The sequence below is a fragment of the Ornithinibacillus caprae genome (assembly GCF_009728145.1).
Taxonomy (GTDB): domain Bacteria; phylum Bacillota; class Bacilli; order Bacillales; family Amphibacillaceae; genus Ornithinibacillus; species Ornithinibacillus caprae.
The window spans coordinates 26,012-43,038 of record NZ_WOCA01000024.1; the positions used below are offsets into that span (position 1 = coordinate 26,012).

Sequence of the window (17,027 nt, forward strand, 5' to 3'; positions counted from 1 at the left end):
TTCTAAGTGATAGTAAGATTATGGTTTATTTGGAAAACGATAAATCACAAGAGTCATGATGAGAAGGCCGATTGGGAGGAAGTAGAATTCTATTCTACCTTTAATAAAAATAAAATATTCTACCCAAGAAACACCTGCAGGTAAAAAGTTCATATAAGCAATGGTAGTTACTCCACCTGTAACAGCTAGTCCAAATCCTATTAAAAATAAAAACATATATCCCATTTTTTATCACCATGCTTGTCCGTTATATTATTAATTCATCCTATGCTAGGAAATGTGAATAAATGATAAATTTAATAGAGAGATGTTATCGGGACTGGTATATAGGGATGATTTTGATTGGAATCCGGGGTGTGGTTTATTTTGTGAGATGGAGGACGATATTTTGGGGCTGAGAGCCGATATCTACACTCGAAGGCAGATAGTTCCGCTTGAGAGACGATACTCCCTCTTGAAAGCCGATAACTCTCAATAAAGAGCAGATAATACCTCAAAAAGTCTACAGTAAAACCAAAAAGACTGACCCCAAAAAGGATCAGCCTTTACACATAAAAAATATTATAAATTACGCGTCAAACTTCTTAAATACTAACGCTACATTATGTCCACCAAAGCCTAATGAATTACTAACTACAACATTTACTTCTTGTTTTCTAGCTTCATTTGGTACATAATCTAGGTCACATTCTGGGTCTGGAGTTTCATAGTTAGTTGTTGGTGGTATAATTCCATCTGTAATAGATTTAACTGAAATAACTGATTCTACTCCACCTGCTGCTCCAAGTAAATGACCGGTCATTGACTTCGTCGATGAAACGGCTACTTTATATGCATGTTCTCCGAATAGATCTTTAATTGCGCGTGTTTCGTATTTATCATTAAGATCAGTACTTGTTCCATGAGCATTAATATAGTCAACATCTGTAGGGTCAATTCCAGCATCTTCAAGTGCTTGCTTCATGGATCTTCCTGCACCTTCACCGTGTTCTGCTGGAGCAGTTATATGGTAAGCATCACCTGTCGAGCCATATCCTACGATTTCAGCATATATATGTGCACCTCGTGCTTGTGCTGTTTCTAATGATTCTAGTAATAAAATTCCTGCACCTTCACCCATAACAAATCCATCACGATTTTTGTCAAACGGACGGCTAGCTGTTTTCGGATCTTGATTAAATGATAATGCTTTAGCAGAAGAGAAACCTGCAAAAGACATGTTTGTGATAGGCGCTTCTGCACCACCTGCAATAATATAATCAACATCTCCACGTTGTACTGCTTTATATGCATCACCGATTGAGTTTGCACCTGATGCACACGCTGTAACGGTACAGGAGTTTATTCCTTTTGCACCTAGTTGGATAGATACTTGCCCAGCTGCCATGTCTGGAATCATCATTGGTACAAAGAAAGGACTAACCCTTTTATGCCCTTTGTCTAAAAATTTTCTGAATTGATCCTCGTATGTTTGCATACCACCAATTCCCGATCCGATCCAAACACCAACACGATTAGCAATGGAATCATCTATCGTTAATCCAGCATCTTCAACAGCCATTTTAGATGCAGCAACCGCGTACTGAGTAAATGCATCCATTTTACGTGCATCTTTTTTATCCATATATGCAGTTGGTTCAAAATCTTTTACTTCTGCTGCAATTTTAGCTGGAAAGTCATCTTTATTTACTCGAGTTACAAAATCAACACCTGATTTGCCCGTAATAATGCTCTCCCACATTGAATTCACATCATTACCTACAGGGGTTACCGCTCCTAGTCCTGTTACGACCACTCTTCTTTCCTCCATTAATACTCCCTCCTACTTACTTAAAATTCTACAATTATTAGCATATTTTTTCCTAAAATGAATCCTTACCTTCCCCAACGTAGAGCGATTGCGCCCCATGTTAGTCCTGCACCAAATCCTACTAATACGACTAGATCATTATCATTAATTCTACCACTCTTCGCAGCTTCTGATAAAGCCATAGGTATAGATGCTGATGAATTGTTTCCATATTTTTTAATGGTAGTAGCCATTCTATCTTCTGAAATTCCTAATTTTTCACGTGCCGCTTCCATGATACGAATATTTGCTTGATGCGGAATTAAATAGTCAACATCTTCTTTATTGTAGCCAATTTTCTCAATGACATTAACGGATGATTCTGGCATCTGGCGTACAGCAAATTTAAAGACTTCACGACCATTCATTTGTAAATACCCTTCATTTGCATCCTGATACAGATGTTCTCCCCCTGCACCATTTGCTCCTAATTCAAAGGACAAAATTCCTTTATTATCAGAGACTTCGCCGATTACTGCTGCACCTGCACCATCACCAAATAGTACACACGTATTACGGTCAGACCAATCCGTAATTTTAGAAAGCTTTTCGGCCCCTACTACTAAAATATTTTTATAAACACCAGTTTCAATAAATTGTTTCGCAGTGACCATCCCATACATAAACCCTGCACATGCTGCACTAAGATCCATTGCTGCTGCCTTAACTGCACCTAATTTTTCTTGGAGCATGCAAGATACTGATGGAAATGGTGTATCTGGAGTTACAGTTGCTACTAAGATAAGGTCTAAATCCTCTGCTTTAACCTTTGCCTCTTCTAATGCAGCCAAAGATGCTTGAAAAGCCATTTCGGATGTATCCATGTCATCCTCTGCAATTCTTCTTTCCTCTATTCCAGTTCTTGTACGAATCCATTCATCACTTGTATCTACTATTTTTTCTAAGTCTTTATTGGTAACGACTTTCATTGGAGCATAATGTCCAGTTCCTAATACGCCAACACCCATATAGACATCCCCTTACGTAGTATATCTTATTATCAATTCTTATGACTTGGTACTAATTTTAATGCATAATTACATTTCTTGCAAGTTGAATACTAATTTTAGGTTTTTTAGAATAAAAAAAATACCTAATCATTGATTAGGTAAAAATCCAGTTTCTGTATACTCTTCAATTGCATCATTTAACGTTACTTGAAAATCCTCTGGTACTTCGGGGCTAAATTCACCAAAGGAAATATAGTCATCCTTAAAGTCAAACGTTAGAATTTCACCTTCAAGGTCTCCCTTACTGAACTTCTCAGCAGTTAATGAATATAATCGATCGACCCGTTGTACAGTACTCGTTAATACGGTGTTAGGATCTAGCTCATATTGATCAGATACAAAGCCAATCGCATATAATCCATCTTCACTTGCCCTTTTAATTACTTGCTCACTGAACGCATCACCAGCAGGATAAAACACGTCTACATTTTGTTCCTTCATATCCTCATACATTTCTAAAGCAATTTGATATTCATTCCAATCATAAATAAAAGACATTTGAACATCAGTCGTAGGATTTTGATATTTTACACCTTCATAAAACCCTTCAATCTCTGGTTGCCATTGATATGCCGCTATAATACCAACCTGGTTTGTTGTCGACATTTCACTTGCTAACATTCCTGCAAAGAACCCCATTGCATGCGAGTTAAAGGTTAAACTAGTAACGTTATCATTATAATACGTACCGTTAAAGTAAACGAAATGAACGTCAGGGTACTCATTGCTTAATTCAAAAAATGGTTTTCCATAGGTACTACTATGTCCAAAAATAAGATTAACACCGTCACGTGCAAACTCTTCTACCGTTTCCTTTATTTCTTCTTCGGTTATAACTTCTTCTTTATATTCTACATCTACTTCATATTTTTCTTTGATGTTTAATAATCCTTTGTAACCTTTTTCTCCCCAGGCTTGATCGGTAATCTTCCCTTCTAAAAGTAAGCCTACTTTTTGAATATTACCCTGTTTGGTTTCACCACTGCAGCCTGTAAATAAGAGTAGAGTTGCAACCATAGTAATTAGTACGATGTATCGCTTCTTCAAAACTTGAGCACTCCATTCGTTAACAATACGTCTTAATAGAATTCTTTATAGCGCCTATAATGGGCCAAGACTCTTTTCAAATTTTCTTCTTTAGGTACATTGTCACGAATATAAATGGAATTTTCAAGTTTAAGGGCTTGATCTTCATTATTTTTCTTTGTTCGAACTTCTATATGGCCTGGTAAGTTATCAACCTTTAACCATTGAATAAATGCTTTTACAAAGTCCCCAATATAAATCGCCTCTGACTGAAATTCCTCAGAGTCAAAGTCTATAAATCGTTCTTGATGCAGGCATCCCTTCTCGTTCATTGGCATCCATTCCCCATATAATATTGGTGCATGGACATGAACGATATTTTCTTTTTCCTCCCTACTCTCTCCAAATCCAATTTTTATTTTTCTTGATGTGAAATTGGATGGAATATCATCTGAGTTATCAATGATAATAAATGTTTCATAATTTGATGCTTCACTATTATCAATGAATGAAAATGAACTGTTCCTACCTATAAACATGGAAAGATGCTCTTTTCTATCTGTATCAAGTGCATCGATCCCAGCTACCTCTATCCCACGATCAAGTAACTCATTTAATAAATGAAACCCAACCCAATGAAAACAATTAGCAATTAAAATAGACATATAATCCCCTCTCATCACACACATGTAATCCGCAATGTAATTCGACAAGTGACAGGCACCGACAAACGGTGAAGAAATGCTTTTATTTTGGTTAATGATTTGGTAAACTATATTATATATGTGCTATAAATAAACTAGTTTTTAAAATTATATGGTTAAAGAATGAGGTGTTATGTATGCGATATCTTATGACGATTATTTGGGCTGTGTTAATAAGTTCTACACTATCTTACGTATTATCTAGTATGGCAGGAGAGCCATTTCCTGTTACAGATACGCTTGTATTATCAGCGATTGTTTCCATTGTTATCTTTGTTTTAGGTGATGGCGTATTAAAGGTTAATAGCGAAAACTAATTGTGAATATGTTACATATTCATTCGCTAAGTCTTTTGACTAGTGCCCCATTGCGCTAATGCGCAGGATAGGAAAGTTTATACTTTCTTACTGTGTCCAAGAAAAACCCTTGCCACCTGGTAAAGCTCGGCAAGGGTTTTCATCTTTAAATTTGCATAATTTTAGTACCAAGGTAATACACTTAATGCAGTCAGTGCAGCTAATGGTAAGACAAGTCTACGGAATCTTCTACGTGGACGAAATCCATAACCTGGGAATCCATATCCCGGGAATCCATAACCTGGAAATCCGTATCCGAAACCATAGCGGGTATCATCATCGTCCCATTGCCACATCGGCATTTGTTGTCCAGGGGGCATTTGCTGACCCGCTGGCATTTGACCCGTCGGCATTTGCTGACCTGCTGGTAATTGGCCCATTGGCATTTGTTGGCCTGCCGGCATTTGTCCCATCGGCATTTGTTGACCTGCTGGCATTTGGCCCATCGGCATTTGTTGACCTGCTGGCATTTGGCCCACTGGCATAGTTTGGGCTGCTGGATCACCATCTATTGGAATTGCCATATAGACATAATCATCGTCTAACCCCGTAATTATTCCATCAACTTGGGATCCATCATTAAGTTCTGCTAAAACATACGAATGCATGTGAGTTTTACACAAATCGTACATATGTTTATGTTTGTGCATTTTACCAACCTCCTCACCAACAGACTATTCATATGCCTAGTAAATGGTGACAATGGCGGAGAGAGTAAATGGAATTGATAGCAAAACGTTTTAGGAGGTAAATAGTTTGGAAGCGATGAGTGAATTTTGGATAATAGTTAAATATATTTTATTAGGAACCATCCAAGGAATAACGGAGCCTATTCCGATTTCTTCAAGTGGTCATTTAGTTATTTTAAGAGATTTATTTGATTTAGAGGTGGAAGGGCTGTCATTTGAGATATTCGTAAACTTTGGTTCCTTGATTGCCGTTTTACTTGTTTATCGCAATGACATTATTCGTTTAATAAAGAACGGATTTCGGTACATTGTATCACGTGACCCAGAGGCACAAAGTGATTTTCGATTTATTTTATTCTTAGTTATCGCTACGATCCCAACTGGAATTATTGGGTTCCTCTTTGAAGATTTATTTGGAGAAAGTACTGCATTTACAGTAGGGATTACATTACTGATAACTGGAGGGGCATTATGGATTATCCGTAACCTACGTGGGAACAAAAATGATGGAGAAATTACGGTTAAAGATGCCATTATCGTTGGACTAGCTCAATCAGTTGCATTAATTCCGGGAATCAGTCGATCTGGTGCTACCATCGTTGCTGCCATGCTTCTTGGCATGAAACAGGAAACTGCACTTCGATTTTCGTTCCTATTATATATCCCAGTTAGCTTAGGACTCGGAATACTATCTGTTGGAGATATGATCACAGATCCTAATATGAGTGCCTTAGCGATCCCATACTTGCTAGCATTTATGGCATCCATTATCGCATCTTATTTTGCTCTAAAATGGTTTATGGGAATTATGGCTAGAGGAAACTTAAAATATTTTGCGTTTTACTGTTTCATCGTGGGTATTTTGGCTATCTTATTTATGCGCTAAAATTAGAGAAAGGAATTGCACAAGCATGCAATTCCTTTTTATTTTTGGTAAATATATTAATTAGCACATAGGCTTTATGCTTTCCTATCTACCAAAAAGCTCCCTGTACGAGCAAGGAGCCCAAATCCTATGCTTTAGCTTTTTTCTTTTCACGCATTGCTCTTGGGATATATACGCAGTATGGTTCACTTTCCATGTAGTCACCTGTGACATTGTAGGCTCTTGACCTAGATCCCCCACATACATGTCTGAATTCGCATACTCCACATTTCCCTTTATACTTGTCTGGATTCCGTAGATTTTTGAACACTTCGGATTCACGATAGATTTCAGCTAATGGAGTTTGACGAATATTCCCAGCTTTAATTGGAAGTAATCCACTTGGATAAACATCACCCGTATGGGAAATAAATACAAATCCGTTTCCATCGTTTACGCCTTTTGGTGCTCGTCCTAAACCGTCAATAGAACCCGTTTTTCCATTCATAAGCGCATCTTCATAAAAGATATGATCCTTGTCGCTCATTCCTTTTTGCTCACGAATTTTGCTCTGTATAACAACTCGTCGATAATGCTGTGCTGCAGTTGTTTTGATATCAAATGGAACTCGTTTAGAAAGTTTATATAACCAACGAAGTACTTTTTCATGTTCTGCTGGTGATATCATATCGGATTCTTTTCCACGGCCAGTTGGAACGAGGAAGAATACACTCCATAATACAACACCTAGCTTTTCTACCATTTCAGCCATTTCATCTAAATATTCATAGTTATATCTAGAAATAACCGTATTGATCTGTAATGGCATATCTAGCTCATGTAAATAATTGATCGCATTCATCGTTAAATCAAAAGAACCAGATGTTCCACGGAAATGATCGTGCACCTCTGCACAATGACCATCAATACTAAATGCCCAACGGGACAATCCAACATCTTTCGCTTTTTGCATTGCTTCCTTCGTCACATTTGGTGTTGCAGATGGAGTCATGGAAACACGTACACCTTTTTTAACAGCATATTCAGCAATATCAAATACGTCTGGTCGTTCTAATGGGTCTCCTCCAGTGAATACAAGCATTGGATTATCCATGTCATATATATCATCAATTAACTTTTTACCTTCTTCAAATGTAATCTCCAATGGATGTCTATGATATTGAGCTTCTGCACGGCAATGTAGACACTTCAATTGGCATGCTCGGGTTAACTCCCATATGACGATAAATGGGTTTTCATTATAATCTCGAGAAAACATATTATCCCTCCAGCCTTCTTAATGACTTAATTCAACCTTAATATAGTTCACACTCAAAAGATGTGATATATTTCACTAATTACGATATTGTTCATAAAACGGACAAAAAATGACACCGATTGGAAGATAAAAATAAAAAGTAGACCCCCTAATGCCAGGATCTACTCTACATCTTTATTTTTTACCTATAACAACACGCCATAGTGTTGGTCCTTCTTCTACGTATTCCCAAGTAAACGTATCTTCTCTTTCCATCATAAATTGATAGTGTAATGGTTTGGGATCATGATCATTGGTAAGCTCCATAAACTCACCTTCTTTTAGTCCATCAAACACTTCAAAGATTCTTGGATGTCTTATTCTTGGCTCAATATCTGGAGCGTGTAATTTTGCAGCATATTTTAATTCATTCATTGAAATCCCTCCTATTATTCATTTACGTCTATATCTTAAAGTGTTTTTTACTCTCTCTATGTGAGAAAACACACGTTCAGCATATGATTTTTATCACGGACGCTAAGATTTATGTCTACATTTGAAACATATCGTGTTACTATTTAGGTGGAATTACAAACACCTATAAAATTATATTTCTTTACATATATGAAAGGAGTTTATTATGAATATACAATCTGTAAAAGAGTTGCTTCAAAAGTTTCCTATCTTCAAAGATTTAAACGATGCGGAAATGGAACCAATTCTAGACTTGGCGAAGCATCGGATGTATCGGCAGGGATCCCATATTTTTATGCAAGGAGACCCACTCACCAATGTTTATTTTATTCACCAAGGAAAAGTAAAAATATATAAAACGGATTTACATGGAAAGGAACAAATTGTGAATGTCCTGCAAAAAGGGGATATGTTTCCACACCAAGGCTTCTTCCGGCAAGATGATTATCCGGCACATGCAGAGGTTGCTGAGGATGCCATGCTAATCTATATTCCAATTAACTTATTTGAAAACTTTCTTCTCACACATCCGGAAATTTGCGTAAAACTATTTCGAGTACTTGGTGATATTATTGTTGATCTACAAAGAAGGCTTGAAGAAAAAATCATGCTCAATACATATGAGCAAATTATTATGTTATTGATTCGCCTATCCAAGAAATATGGAAAGGAACTAGAAGATGGAAATGTCAAAATAACGACACAATTTACCAATCGAGAGCTGGCAAATATGATTGGTTCCAGTCGTGAAACCGTAAGCCGGACACTAACCCAACTAAAAAAAGCAGAACTAATCAGTAATGACAGCAAAGGAAACATCCTCTTAGACGTAGAAGCCCTCGAAGCTGAATTATTTTAATCGAAGGAGTGCCCGTCACCTGTCAAAATTCGACAAGTGACAGGCACTCCTCGTTTTTTCTTACTTCCTTTTACATCCGTGAGTTTCGTCACTTCTTTTCTAATTGAAAATGATTATCATAGGTTTAGAGGGAAACATCCTTTATTAATTCTAATCATGAGGTGATGAGAATGAGCAACAATGAATCATTTGTTGAATTAGATGTTCGTGAAGATTTACGTTTAAAGAAAGAGCCTTTCGATAAAATCATGGGAACTGTGAAGGAATTAAAGGATGGCCAGGCCTTTATCTTACACGCCCCTTTTAACCCTGTTCCACTTCATAAAGTATTGGGTCGAAAAGGCTTTACCTATGAATCAGAAAAAATAGAAAAGAAGCATTGGAAAGTGACCTATACCAAGGAGGAGGCTCCAAATAATGCTAGTAATTGATAATCGCGGGCTGGAACCACCACAACCAATGATGCGCACATTAAAAGCATTAGAAAAGATGGATGAAGGCGAAAAGCTATCTATTATAAACGATCGTCGACCAATGTTTTTGTACGAAGAATTAAACGACCTGGGATACTTACATGAAACGGAGCCTCAGGAGGATGGAAGCTTTAAAATAACCATAACGAAAACAGGTGATTAATAATGATGCCTGGAGCAAATATGAAAATAGATACAGACATTCGCTTACCATTATCGTTTATTCTTTATGGTCTATTAGCTCTTGTAATCTCACAAGTAATTCTATTCGTAAGCAATGATGCCTTACTAACAGGTCACTTTCGAATTCCTGACATATGGATGGGAGCACATTTTCTTCTATTGGGTTATGCCGTAATGGTTGCAATGGGCGCTATGTACCAGCTCGTTCCTGTAGCATTTTTAACACCCATTTGGAGTCAGAAATTTGGTTTTGTTCAGCTAGGAATAACCGTAATTGGGGTGACTGCTTTCGCCATTTTATTAGGAGTTAACCCAGACAAGGCTATATTTGGAGGAATTATCGCTATTGCCGGTATCCTTATGTTTATTTTCCAAATGGTTATGTCGATTTGGAATCAGGAAAAGAAAACAATGATGACTTATTTTGTCATTGGGGCAATTGCCTGCTTTTTCTTAACCATCATAGCTGGCTTTCTTTTAGCCTGGAATATCTCTGTTGGAGGAATTGGAAACCACAACACCATATTATCAACTCATATCCTATTAGGTGTTGCAGGGTGGTTTACGCTATTAATTTTTGGTTTTTCGTATAAGCTTGTTCCCATGTTTAGTCTATCCCATGGATTCTCAATGAAGTGGGCTAAACCGGCACTATTAACTTACGTAATCGGACTTATTGTTTTAATAAGCTCTTTTTGGTCGAGTAGGGAAATTGGTCAAACAATTGGATGGGGGCTTTTATTTTTTGGATTTGGTTTCTTTTGCCTTGATATAAAAGATATCCTATCAAAGCGTGTAAAGAAAAAGCTAGATAAGTCATTCTCATTTGCTTTGCTAGCAATTATCAATGGCCTGACAATACATGCCCTAGCATTAATATTTCGATTAGTAGGAATGAATGACTCGATCGTGTGGAGTTGGCTTATTTTCCTTTATATTATGGGATGGATCATCTTTAGCATCCTTGGTTATCTAAATAAAATTGTTCCTGTTCTTTGGTGGACATATAAGTACTCAGAGAAAATTGGTAAGGAAAAAGTTCCGCTACTTAAAGATCTGATTAATGAAAAAGCAAATATTGTACTGTTTAGTCTTTTTATTATTAGTGTTGTGGGGTTAACTTTAGGAGCACTAGCTCAATATGGATTAGTGGTTGTCCTTTTCCAAGGAATTCTTACTATTGCTTCCCTACTTTATACCATTTCCATCATACGTATTCTATTCCTGTAATATCAGAGAGGAGTGTTCAAATTGTCCTTACTCACAAAGGTCGGAGCTTCTTTATTTGAAGTAATTGATCCGGAGCTTGGTGTTAATATTATGGATTTAGGCCTTGTTTATGGCATTGAAATCGATGATGAAGATAACATAAAAATCACAATGACACTAACTACTCCTGGATGTCCTATGCATGACAGTATTAAAAATGGTGTCCAATATCAAGTCAGCCAGGTGGAAGGTGTGGGCGAAATAGATGTAAATATTATTTGGGAACCAGCCTGGACTCCTGCAAAAATGAGTGAAAAGGCTAAAGAAATGCTTGGATTTTCCTAAGATAAACGCTTGGAAAATGTCTCGTTTTCCAAGCGTTTAAACGTATTTATTTCAAAAAATCCCTAATTACTTGTACATACGATTCAGGCTCTTCTATATATGGCATATGTGCACTATTTTCAAACACATGGAATTTACTATTTGGTGTTAGATTACTAAAATATTTCGTTGACTCTGGTGTTGCCTCGTCATGCCGACCACAGGTGTATAGGGTTGGAATTGTAACTGTTTTAAGTTTTGAGGTACAATCAAAATTTTTCAAATTACCGGTAACATGAAATTCCGATGGTCCCCACATTATATTATAAACTTCTCTATTCTTATACTGTGAACCCTCTTTGAGAAAATCTGGTACATCTTCTAGTCTACAAACAAAGTGCTTATTGAATACTTTCGTTGCTTCTTTATATTCCTCCGAATCGGTTGTTCCATTCTCCTCACATGTTTTTAAAATTTCTTGTACATCAACTGGTAATTTCTTGCGATTTCTTTCCTGGTCTCGAGCCCACATCGGTGCACTTAAACATGGGCTAGAGAAAATGATACGTTTCACTCCCTCAGGATATGTTAAATAAAAAGCTGCAGCTAGTGTTGTTCCCCAGGAATGACCAAGTATATGAAAGTCCTTTAGCTGGAGCGCTTCTTTTATTTGGTGTAATTCCTCCACAAAACGGTCAATGTTCCATAAAGAAGTATTTGTTGGTCGATCAGATTTTCCACACCCTAATTGATCATAAAAGATAACTGGTCGTTCCTCTGCTAAAACGTCCAATCCTTGCATGGACCAATGAGATGAGCCTGGACCACCATGTAATAAAATGACAGGTGTCTCTTCTAAATGTCTATTATGTATTTGGTACCAAACCCTTCCACCCGTTACTTCGATAAAACCTTCTTTAATAGTCAAATTATTTCCTCCAATTTCAACTTCCCCTATTTTTCCTACAAACTAATTTCACCTTTCTTTATCTAACTTTACAGCATTTATATAAAAAACTGTACCAATTAAAAATAATGCAGCACATAAAAACATAACTATACCAGAATAGGCATCATCAAATATCGTTGTATTGATAAGAACAGCAAAATTCATTAGTACTAGCGAAACATATAAGCCCTTAACGAATTTCATATGATACCTCCTTTCCCTTATCCACTGATATCCTTACTACCATTTCTACGATTTACAAAGGCAAAAGATTCAATAAACGTTGGTGGTCCTTATTTTATACCGCCTAAGAAACCTAAGAATAGATTATTGCTTACCTAAATGCTGTTTCAAGGTTTGAGAAGTCATGTTTAATACGCTCTGATTGATATCTAAATAATAGACATCATCAATATATTTTTCTTCAATTCCTTCTACTAGATTTAATACTTGTATCGCTTGTGGACGATTTTCATCCATTTGAAATCTATTGTATATATCCTCCGTCATATTGGTTTTATTCTCACTAATAATACTTTTAATTTCAGAAAATGTTAAACGCTCTTTTACTAAATCAACTATATCTTGATCGTGGTAAGTACTTTTTTCCTGATCACTAATTTCTAAGATTTGATACATATCTTCGCTAGGAAAAACAGCATAATAATCAATCGGAATATTAAACAGATCAGATACAGTTATTAACACCGATTCCGGCTCTGAATCATACGCTAAGGTATGAGTTAATTTGTCTTCACCTATCATTTCCCCCTCAGAATTATATAAATTAACATATACGTCATGAGGGATTGGCACTAATTTTATACTATTATTTCCACTATTATACGTAAGCAAAATATTCAATGTGTTCCTATGGCTTATAGGTTCTTCACCTATTAATAATACAGAAAAGGATATGCTTTCTGACTGGGATTTTTGGTGATCATTTTCTCCCTGCATACGTAGATCATTTCCTGAAAATAGAGTTGGTAATAACACACCAATAGCTAATAGCAATACCATCAGTGTTCCAACGATAGGAGTTACATATCGTTTTCCAAAAAGCATAAGCATGGAATTCTTTGTTCGTTTTTTATTATTATTTCTTTTAATTTTATTCCATGTTTTTTCCCTATCTTCTTTAGAAAAGAGTAGACCCTCTTCATCAAGGTAAGAAAAAGATTCCTTATTAAACTCTTTCCCCATAGATATCCGCCTCCTCTATTAAAGGTTTCAATTTTTCTCTTGCTCTTTTGAGCCTTGTTTTAACTGTATTTGCCTTTTGTTCAGTTACTTCAGCTATTTCAGTTATTGAAAGTGACTTATAGTAATACAAAAAAATAACTTCTCGATAGTTTTTAGGTAGTGAAAATATAACCTGTTTCATCTCCACACTATGTAGATCCTTTATCACTGCATCTTCAGTTCTTGATAAGGTTGGAATGGTACTTTCTAATACATTTTTCAATTGAACTTTTCTATAATGCCAACTTCTTAAATAATCCTTGCACTGATTAATTGTGATTCGATATAACCAAGTTTTAATAGTGGAATCATACCGAAAATCATCTAAATTCTCATAACACTTGATAAACGTATTTTGGACCATATCCTTTGCCGTTTCTTTATCTTTAACATAATGATATGCTAATCGTACTAAGTCACTTCCGTGTTCTATCATTATGTTTTCTAATATCTCTTCGTTTGGTGTATCCATAATTCCCCCTTCTTTCTTCAATCTATATAGTAATTTGACCATTTGACGACTACCGAATAAAAATGGTTTCAACATTCCTCAACTTTCTAACGATTATTTAGAAAACTTGATATTTCGTCAAGCCTTTATGGTGAATACCTTAATTGCAAATATGCAGGATAGGAAGTTCATCCTTTCCTACCTGCCAAATAAAAAAACACCTGCAAATTTATTTCTAAACCTGCAAGTGTTTCTCTATGTTTTATCCGATTCCGATCAATCAGGAATACCTAATGCAATTTTAGCGTAACGTGACATTCTTTCTTTGCCCCATGGTGGGTTCCAAACGATATCTACTTTCGTTTCCTTTACTTCAGGGATATCTGAAAGTGCACGTTTAACATCTGACTCAATATGGCCAGCAAGAGGGCACCCCATTGCAGTAAGAGTCATTGTTACCGTACATAAACCCTCATCATTTAAATCTACATCATATATTAAGCCTAGATTAACAATATCAATTCCTAATTCAGGGTCAATTACATTTTCTAATGCGCCCATCAAATTTTCTTTTAACGCTTCATCCATGACCTCAACCTCCTTTACCATTCATACTATTATTTAAACATATTTTCCAAGCAATTAAAAATGATTTTCATCACACATTACAGGTGTTGATCGAACCACTTAACGGTTTCTAAGATCGCATACCTAGTTACTTTATGACCTTGACCAGATTCTTGTATGAATTCAATATCATCTTGTTGATGATATCGTTTTTTTGCATCTTCATAAAATGTATAAGAATGATCAAATGGTACGGTTGGATCCTGATCTCCGTGCCAAAATAGTAATGGTCGCTGGTCTAACTTTTCAGGCTGCAAGGATAGATCAAGATTTTCAAGCTGCTCATATAGCTGTTCGATTACATCGTCCGTTAAAGGCAGGTTCCCTGTTTTCTTAAAGCTGCTGACCAATGTTTTGGCATATGTGGTTATTTTAGGAGAGCCCATTAAGATAGCAGCTGTTTTAATCCAAGGATATTGAGTTAGTGCTGCAGAGGTTGTAATTCCTCCCATACTTGTCCCAGCAACACCAAACCTTCCATCCAATATGAGTCCGCGTTGCTCTAAATCATTCCAAATGTCATTTAATTCTTTTACGTTTTGCATGACAATGTCCCAAAATGAAATCTGTAGTTTAATGGATGAAATATCTACTTCTCTATCCCCATGATATTTACTATCAGGTAAAATCACACGATATCCTTTTTCAGCCAGAAGGTAAGCTAAAGGCAAATTATGTTCTTTGGCACTCGTAAAGCCGTGAAAGTATGTAATGACTGGTAACGGTTCTTCCTTTTTAGCTATATCCACTACAATTAAACTTGGTATGTTTTGTATGGATTCTTTGTATACACTAATCATATAGTTAATCCCCTCATCAAAATTTATCTATACTAAATATCATAATACCTTTTTTACGATAGGCAAAGGAATTACTCCTTTACTTATTTGAAAATCCCTTATACACTAAATAAATACGAGGTGAAATAGATGGAAAATAAAAAACATTTAATTGCTCTAGATTTAGATGGGACATTACTATCTGATAAAAAAGAGATCAGTACTAAAAACAAACAAATTATATTTCAAGCCATGAAACAAGGTCATATAGTTGTCATAGCAACAGGAAGACCTCACCGCGCAAGCATTCAATATTACCACCAACTCGGACTAAAAACACCGATGGTTAACTTTAATGGTGCTCTAATCCATCATCCTACTGATCACAAATGGGATGCTCTTCATAGTCCTATGCCTAAGCGTACAGCCCTTAGGGTCGTTGAGGCTTGTTATGATTTAGATGTTAACAACTTGTTAGCAGAAGTAAAGGATGACGTTTATTTAGATAAATATGATGAAGAAATCATTAATTTATTCCAACATGTAGGTCATGAAGAATCTCCATTTACAATTGGTAGCTTAAAAAATAATTTAACGGAGGATCCTACTTCATTACTAATTCATCCGAAAGAGGATCATATACGTGATATCAGAAACCATTTAACAGAATTTCATGCAGAGGTCATTGAGCACCGTAAGTGGGGTGCGCCTTGGAATATCATTGAAATTGTAAAAAAAGGGATGAACAAGGCAGTTGGCTTACAAAAAATTGCTCATTATTATCATATCCCGAACGAGCGAATTATTGCATTTGGTGATGAAGATAACGACTTGGAAATGATTGATTATGCTGGTGTTGGTGTCGCAATGGGAAATGCCATTGACGAGTTAAAATCCATTGCAAAACATGTTACCGATACGAATGAACAAGATGGAATTGGAACGTTTTTAGAGAACTATTTAAAATTAGAATCTAAAACGTATTAATTACTAGTATTTTAAACCTGTGCCGAAAATTTCCTTCTATATAAAAAGGAAAATGATCCATACTAGCTAGTGAACGTTATAAAAGACGTTCACTTATTTGTTGGGAGGAATCATCTTGGGTAAAAAGAGCAAATCAAAACGCTTTAGTCAACAAAGTGCTGATTCTGTTAAAAAACATGATGAGAAATTCCCATATCGATCCAACTTTACGGATGCTGAACGCAAAGCCGATGAAGCAGATCACCATACGCTAGGAGGGTTTTAAATGGCTAACGGAAATAACAACAACTTATTACAACAAGCTATGGACGCCGTCAATCGTTTAACAAATAATAACCAGGCTAGTGATCAAGATAAGCAAGCTGCACACAATGCAATTCAAGCTGCATATAACGACGCTTCCCCCCAAGAAAAACAACAGTTACAGCAGTTAGAGCAACAATTGCAAAACCACCAGCTTAGCTAACCTCCGAGTTCACTAAGTTAATGAAAGCTTGTGATGGTAATCTCTAATTCATTAAAAACGATGAAACAGAATTACTTTAAGCAAGCAGAATGAAAAGATGTCCTTTTTTAGGACATCTTTTCAGCTTGTAGAGAAAGTAGGTGTTTTTTCTCTACAAGCTTTTTTAATTCTGTCATAACTGTTTTATTAAGTAAGAAATTTTTATTGAAAATAAACTCCCACACAACTAGCCTAGCTTTGCTAG

Annotated in this window: 24 protein-coding genes; 10 read left to right on the forward strand and 14 right to left on the reverse strand. The window is 36.1% G+C overall.

Annotation, left to right across the window (positions count from 1 at the left end):
* Positions 1–18: 18 nt before the first annotated feature.
* The 5 genes from GMD78_RS19800 to GMD78_RS19820 form a co-directional block, all read right to left on the reverse strand.
* Positions 19–225, reverse strand: coding sequence for a YuzI family membrane protein (locus GMD78_RS19800; RefSeq protein WP_155671516.1), 207 nt, complete (start codon positions 223–225; stop codon positions 19–21).
* A gap of 343 nt (positions 226–568) precedes the next feature.
* The gene (fabF, locus tag GMD78_RS19805; protein ID WP_155671518.1) at positions 569–1,810 is read right to left on the reverse strand and encodes a beta-ketoacyl-ACP synthase II; all 1,242 of its coding nucleotides are present in this window, start codon (positions 1,808–1,810) and stop codon (positions 569–571) included.
* Positions 1,811–1,875: 65 nt separating this feature from the next.
* On the reverse strand, positions 1,876–2,817 hold the full coding sequence (locus GMD78_RS19810; RefSeq protein ID WP_155671519.1) for a beta-ketoacyl-ACP synthase III: 942 nt from the start codon (positions 2,815–2,817) through the stop codon (positions 1,876–1,878).
* 129 nt (positions 2,818–2,946) lie between these two features.
* Complete coding sequence (locus GMD78_RS19815) at positions 2,947–3,906, reverse strand: BMP family ABC transporter substrate-binding protein (RefSeq protein WP_155671521.1); 960 nt, start codon at positions 3,904–3,906, stop codon at positions 2,947–2,949.
* Between the two features lie 32 nt (positions 3,907–3,938).
* Complete coding sequence (locus GMD78_RS19820) at positions 3,939–4,550, reverse strand: hypothetical protein (RefSeq protein ID WP_155671523.1); 612 nt, start codon at positions 4,548–4,550, stop codon at positions 3,939–3,941.
* A 176-nt stretch (positions 4,551–4,726) separates the two neighbouring features.
* Between GMD78_RS19820 and GMD78_RS19825 the strand changes: the two genes are divergently transcribed.
* The gene (locus GMD78_RS19825) at positions 4,727–4,906 is read left to right on the forward strand and encodes a DUF2929 family protein (RefSeq protein WP_155671524.1); all 180 of its coding nucleotides are present in this window, start codon (positions 4,727–4,729) and stop codon (positions 4,904–4,906) included.
* Between the two features lie 161 nt (positions 4,907–5,067).
* Here GMD78_RS19825 and GMD78_RS19830 read toward each other — a convergent pair whose 3' ends face one another.
* The gene (locus tag GMD78_RS19830; RefSeq protein ID WP_155671527.1) at positions 5,068–5,595 is read right to left on the reverse strand and encodes a hypothetical protein; all 528 of its coding nucleotides are present in this window, start codon (positions 5,593–5,595) and stop codon (positions 5,068–5,070) included.
* Between the two features lie 115 nt (positions 5,596–5,710).
* On the opposite strand from GMD78_RS19830, the gene GMD78_RS19835 reads away from it, so the two are divergent.
* Positions 5,711–6,520: an undecaprenyl-diphosphate phosphatase gene (locus tag GMD78_RS19835; protein ID WP_155671555.1), complete on the forward strand. Its 810-nt coding sequence runs from the start codon at positions 5,711–5,713 to the stop codon at positions 6,518–6,520.
* A gap of 127 nt (positions 6,521–6,647) precedes the next feature.
* Here GMD78_RS19835 and GMD78_RS19840 read toward each other — a convergent pair whose 3' ends face one another.
* On the reverse strand, positions 6,648–7,778 hold the full coding sequence (locus GMD78_RS19840) for a TIGR04053 family radical SAM/SPASM domain-containing protein (protein WP_155671529.1): 1,131 nt from the start codon (positions 7,776–7,778) through the stop codon (positions 6,648–6,650).
* A 174-nt stretch (positions 7,779–7,952) separates the two neighbouring features.
* Entirely contained in the window at positions 7,953–8,192 is a 240-nt protein-coding gene (locus GMD78_RS19845) for a DUF2249 domain-containing protein (RefSeq protein ID WP_155671531.1), read from the reverse strand.
* 205 nt (positions 8,193–8,397) lie between these two features.
* Between GMD78_RS19845 and GMD78_RS19850 the strand changes: the two genes are divergently transcribed.
* The 5 genes from GMD78_RS19850 (at position 8,398) to GMD78_RS19870 (ending at position 11,300) form a co-directional block, all read left to right on the forward strand.
* A complete protein-coding gene (locus GMD78_RS19850; protein ID WP_155671533.1) occupies positions 8,398–9,090 on the forward strand; it encodes a Crp/Fnr family transcriptional regulator in 693 nt (230 codons plus the stop codon).
* A gap of 170 nt (positions 9,091–9,260) precedes the next feature.
* On the forward strand, positions 9,261–9,521 hold the full coding sequence (locus GMD78_RS19855; RefSeq protein ID WP_155671535.1) for a DUF2249 domain-containing protein: 261 nt from the start codon (positions 9,261–9,263) through the stop codon (positions 9,519–9,521).
* Positions 9,508–9,726: a DUF2249 domain-containing protein gene (locus GMD78_RS19860; RefSeq protein WP_155671537.1), complete on the forward strand. Its 219-nt coding sequence runs from the start codon at positions 9,508–9,510 to the stop codon at positions 9,724–9,726. The genes GMD78_RS19855 and GMD78_RS19860 overlap by 14 nt, the downstream gene beginning before the upstream one ends.
* Before the next feature lie 2 nt (positions 9,727–9,728).
* Positions 9,729–10,976 (forward strand): hypothetical protein, encoded by a 1,248-nt coding sequence (locus GMD78_RS19865; protein WP_155671539.1) that lies wholly within the window; start codon positions 9,729–9,731, stop codon positions 10,974–10,976.
* Between the two features lie 21 nt (positions 10,977–10,997).
* Entirely contained in the window at positions 10,998–11,300 is a 303-nt protein-coding gene (locus tag GMD78_RS19870; protein WP_155671541.1) for a metal-sulfur cluster assembly factor, read from the forward strand.
* A 46-nt stretch (positions 11,301–11,346) separates the two neighbouring features.
* Here GMD78_RS19870 and GMD78_RS19875 read toward each other — a convergent pair whose 3' ends face one another.
* From GMD78_RS19875 to GMD78_RS19895, 6 genes are all read right to left on the reverse strand, one after another.
* A complete protein-coding gene (locus GMD78_RS19875) occupies positions 11,347–12,207 on the reverse strand; it encodes a proline iminopeptidase-family hydrolase (RefSeq protein WP_155671543.1) in 861 nt (286 codons plus the stop codon).
* Between the two features lie 48 nt (positions 12,208–12,255).
* Positions 12,256–12,432: a hypothetical protein gene (locus tag GMD78_RS21460; RefSeq protein WP_196493879.1), complete on the reverse strand. Its 177-nt coding sequence runs from the start codon at positions 12,430–12,432 to the stop codon at positions 12,256–12,258.
* Between the two features lie 123 nt (positions 12,433–12,555).
* The gene (locus GMD78_RS19880) at positions 12,556–13,434 is read right to left on the reverse strand and encodes an LCP family glycopolymer transferase (protein WP_155671545.1); all 879 of its coding nucleotides are present in this window, start codon (positions 13,432–13,434) and stop codon (positions 12,556–12,558) included.
* A complete protein-coding gene (locus tag GMD78_RS19885) occupies positions 13,418–13,945 on the reverse strand; it encodes a sigma-70 family RNA polymerase sigma factor (RefSeq protein ID WP_155671557.1) in 528 nt (175 codons plus the stop codon). The genes GMD78_RS19880 and GMD78_RS19885 overlap by 17 nt, the downstream gene beginning before the upstream one ends.
* A gap of 255 nt (positions 13,946–14,200) precedes the next feature.
* A complete protein-coding gene (locus GMD78_RS19890) occupies positions 14,201–14,512 on the reverse strand; it encodes a metal-sulfur cluster assembly factor (protein ID WP_155671547.1) in 312 nt (103 codons plus the stop codon).
* A gap of 77 nt (positions 14,513–14,589) precedes the next feature.
* Positions 14,590–15,351 carry a prolyl oligopeptidase family serine peptidase gene (locus tag GMD78_RS19895; RefSeq protein WP_155671549.1) on the reverse strand — a complete coding sequence of 254 codons (762 nt, stop codon included), beginning with the start codon at positions 15,349–15,351 and terminating at the stop codon, positions 14,590–14,592.
* Positions 15,352–15,480: 129 nt separating this feature from the next.
* Between GMD78_RS19895 and GMD78_RS19900 the strand changes: the two genes are divergently transcribed.
* The 3 genes from GMD78_RS19900 to GMD78_RS19905 all read left to right on the forward strand — a co-directional run bounded on the left by GMD78_RS19900 (position 15,481) and on the right by GMD78_RS19905 (position 16,783).
* Positions 15,481–16,317, forward strand: coding sequence for a Cof-type HAD-IIB family hydrolase (locus GMD78_RS19900; protein ID WP_155671551.1), 837 nt, complete (start codon positions 15,481–15,483; stop codon positions 16,315–16,317).
* A gap of 115 nt (positions 16,318–16,432) precedes the next feature.
* The gene (locus GMD78_RS21465; RefSeq protein WP_196493880.1) at positions 16,433–16,582 is read left to right on the forward strand and encodes a hypothetical protein; all 150 of its coding nucleotides are present in this window, start codon (positions 16,433–16,435) and stop codon (positions 16,580–16,582) included.
* Entirely contained in the window at positions 16,583–16,783 is a 201-nt protein-coding gene (locus GMD78_RS19905) for a DUF3813 family protein (protein WP_155671553.1), read from the forward strand.
* Positions 16,784–17,027: the final 244 nt, after the last annotated feature.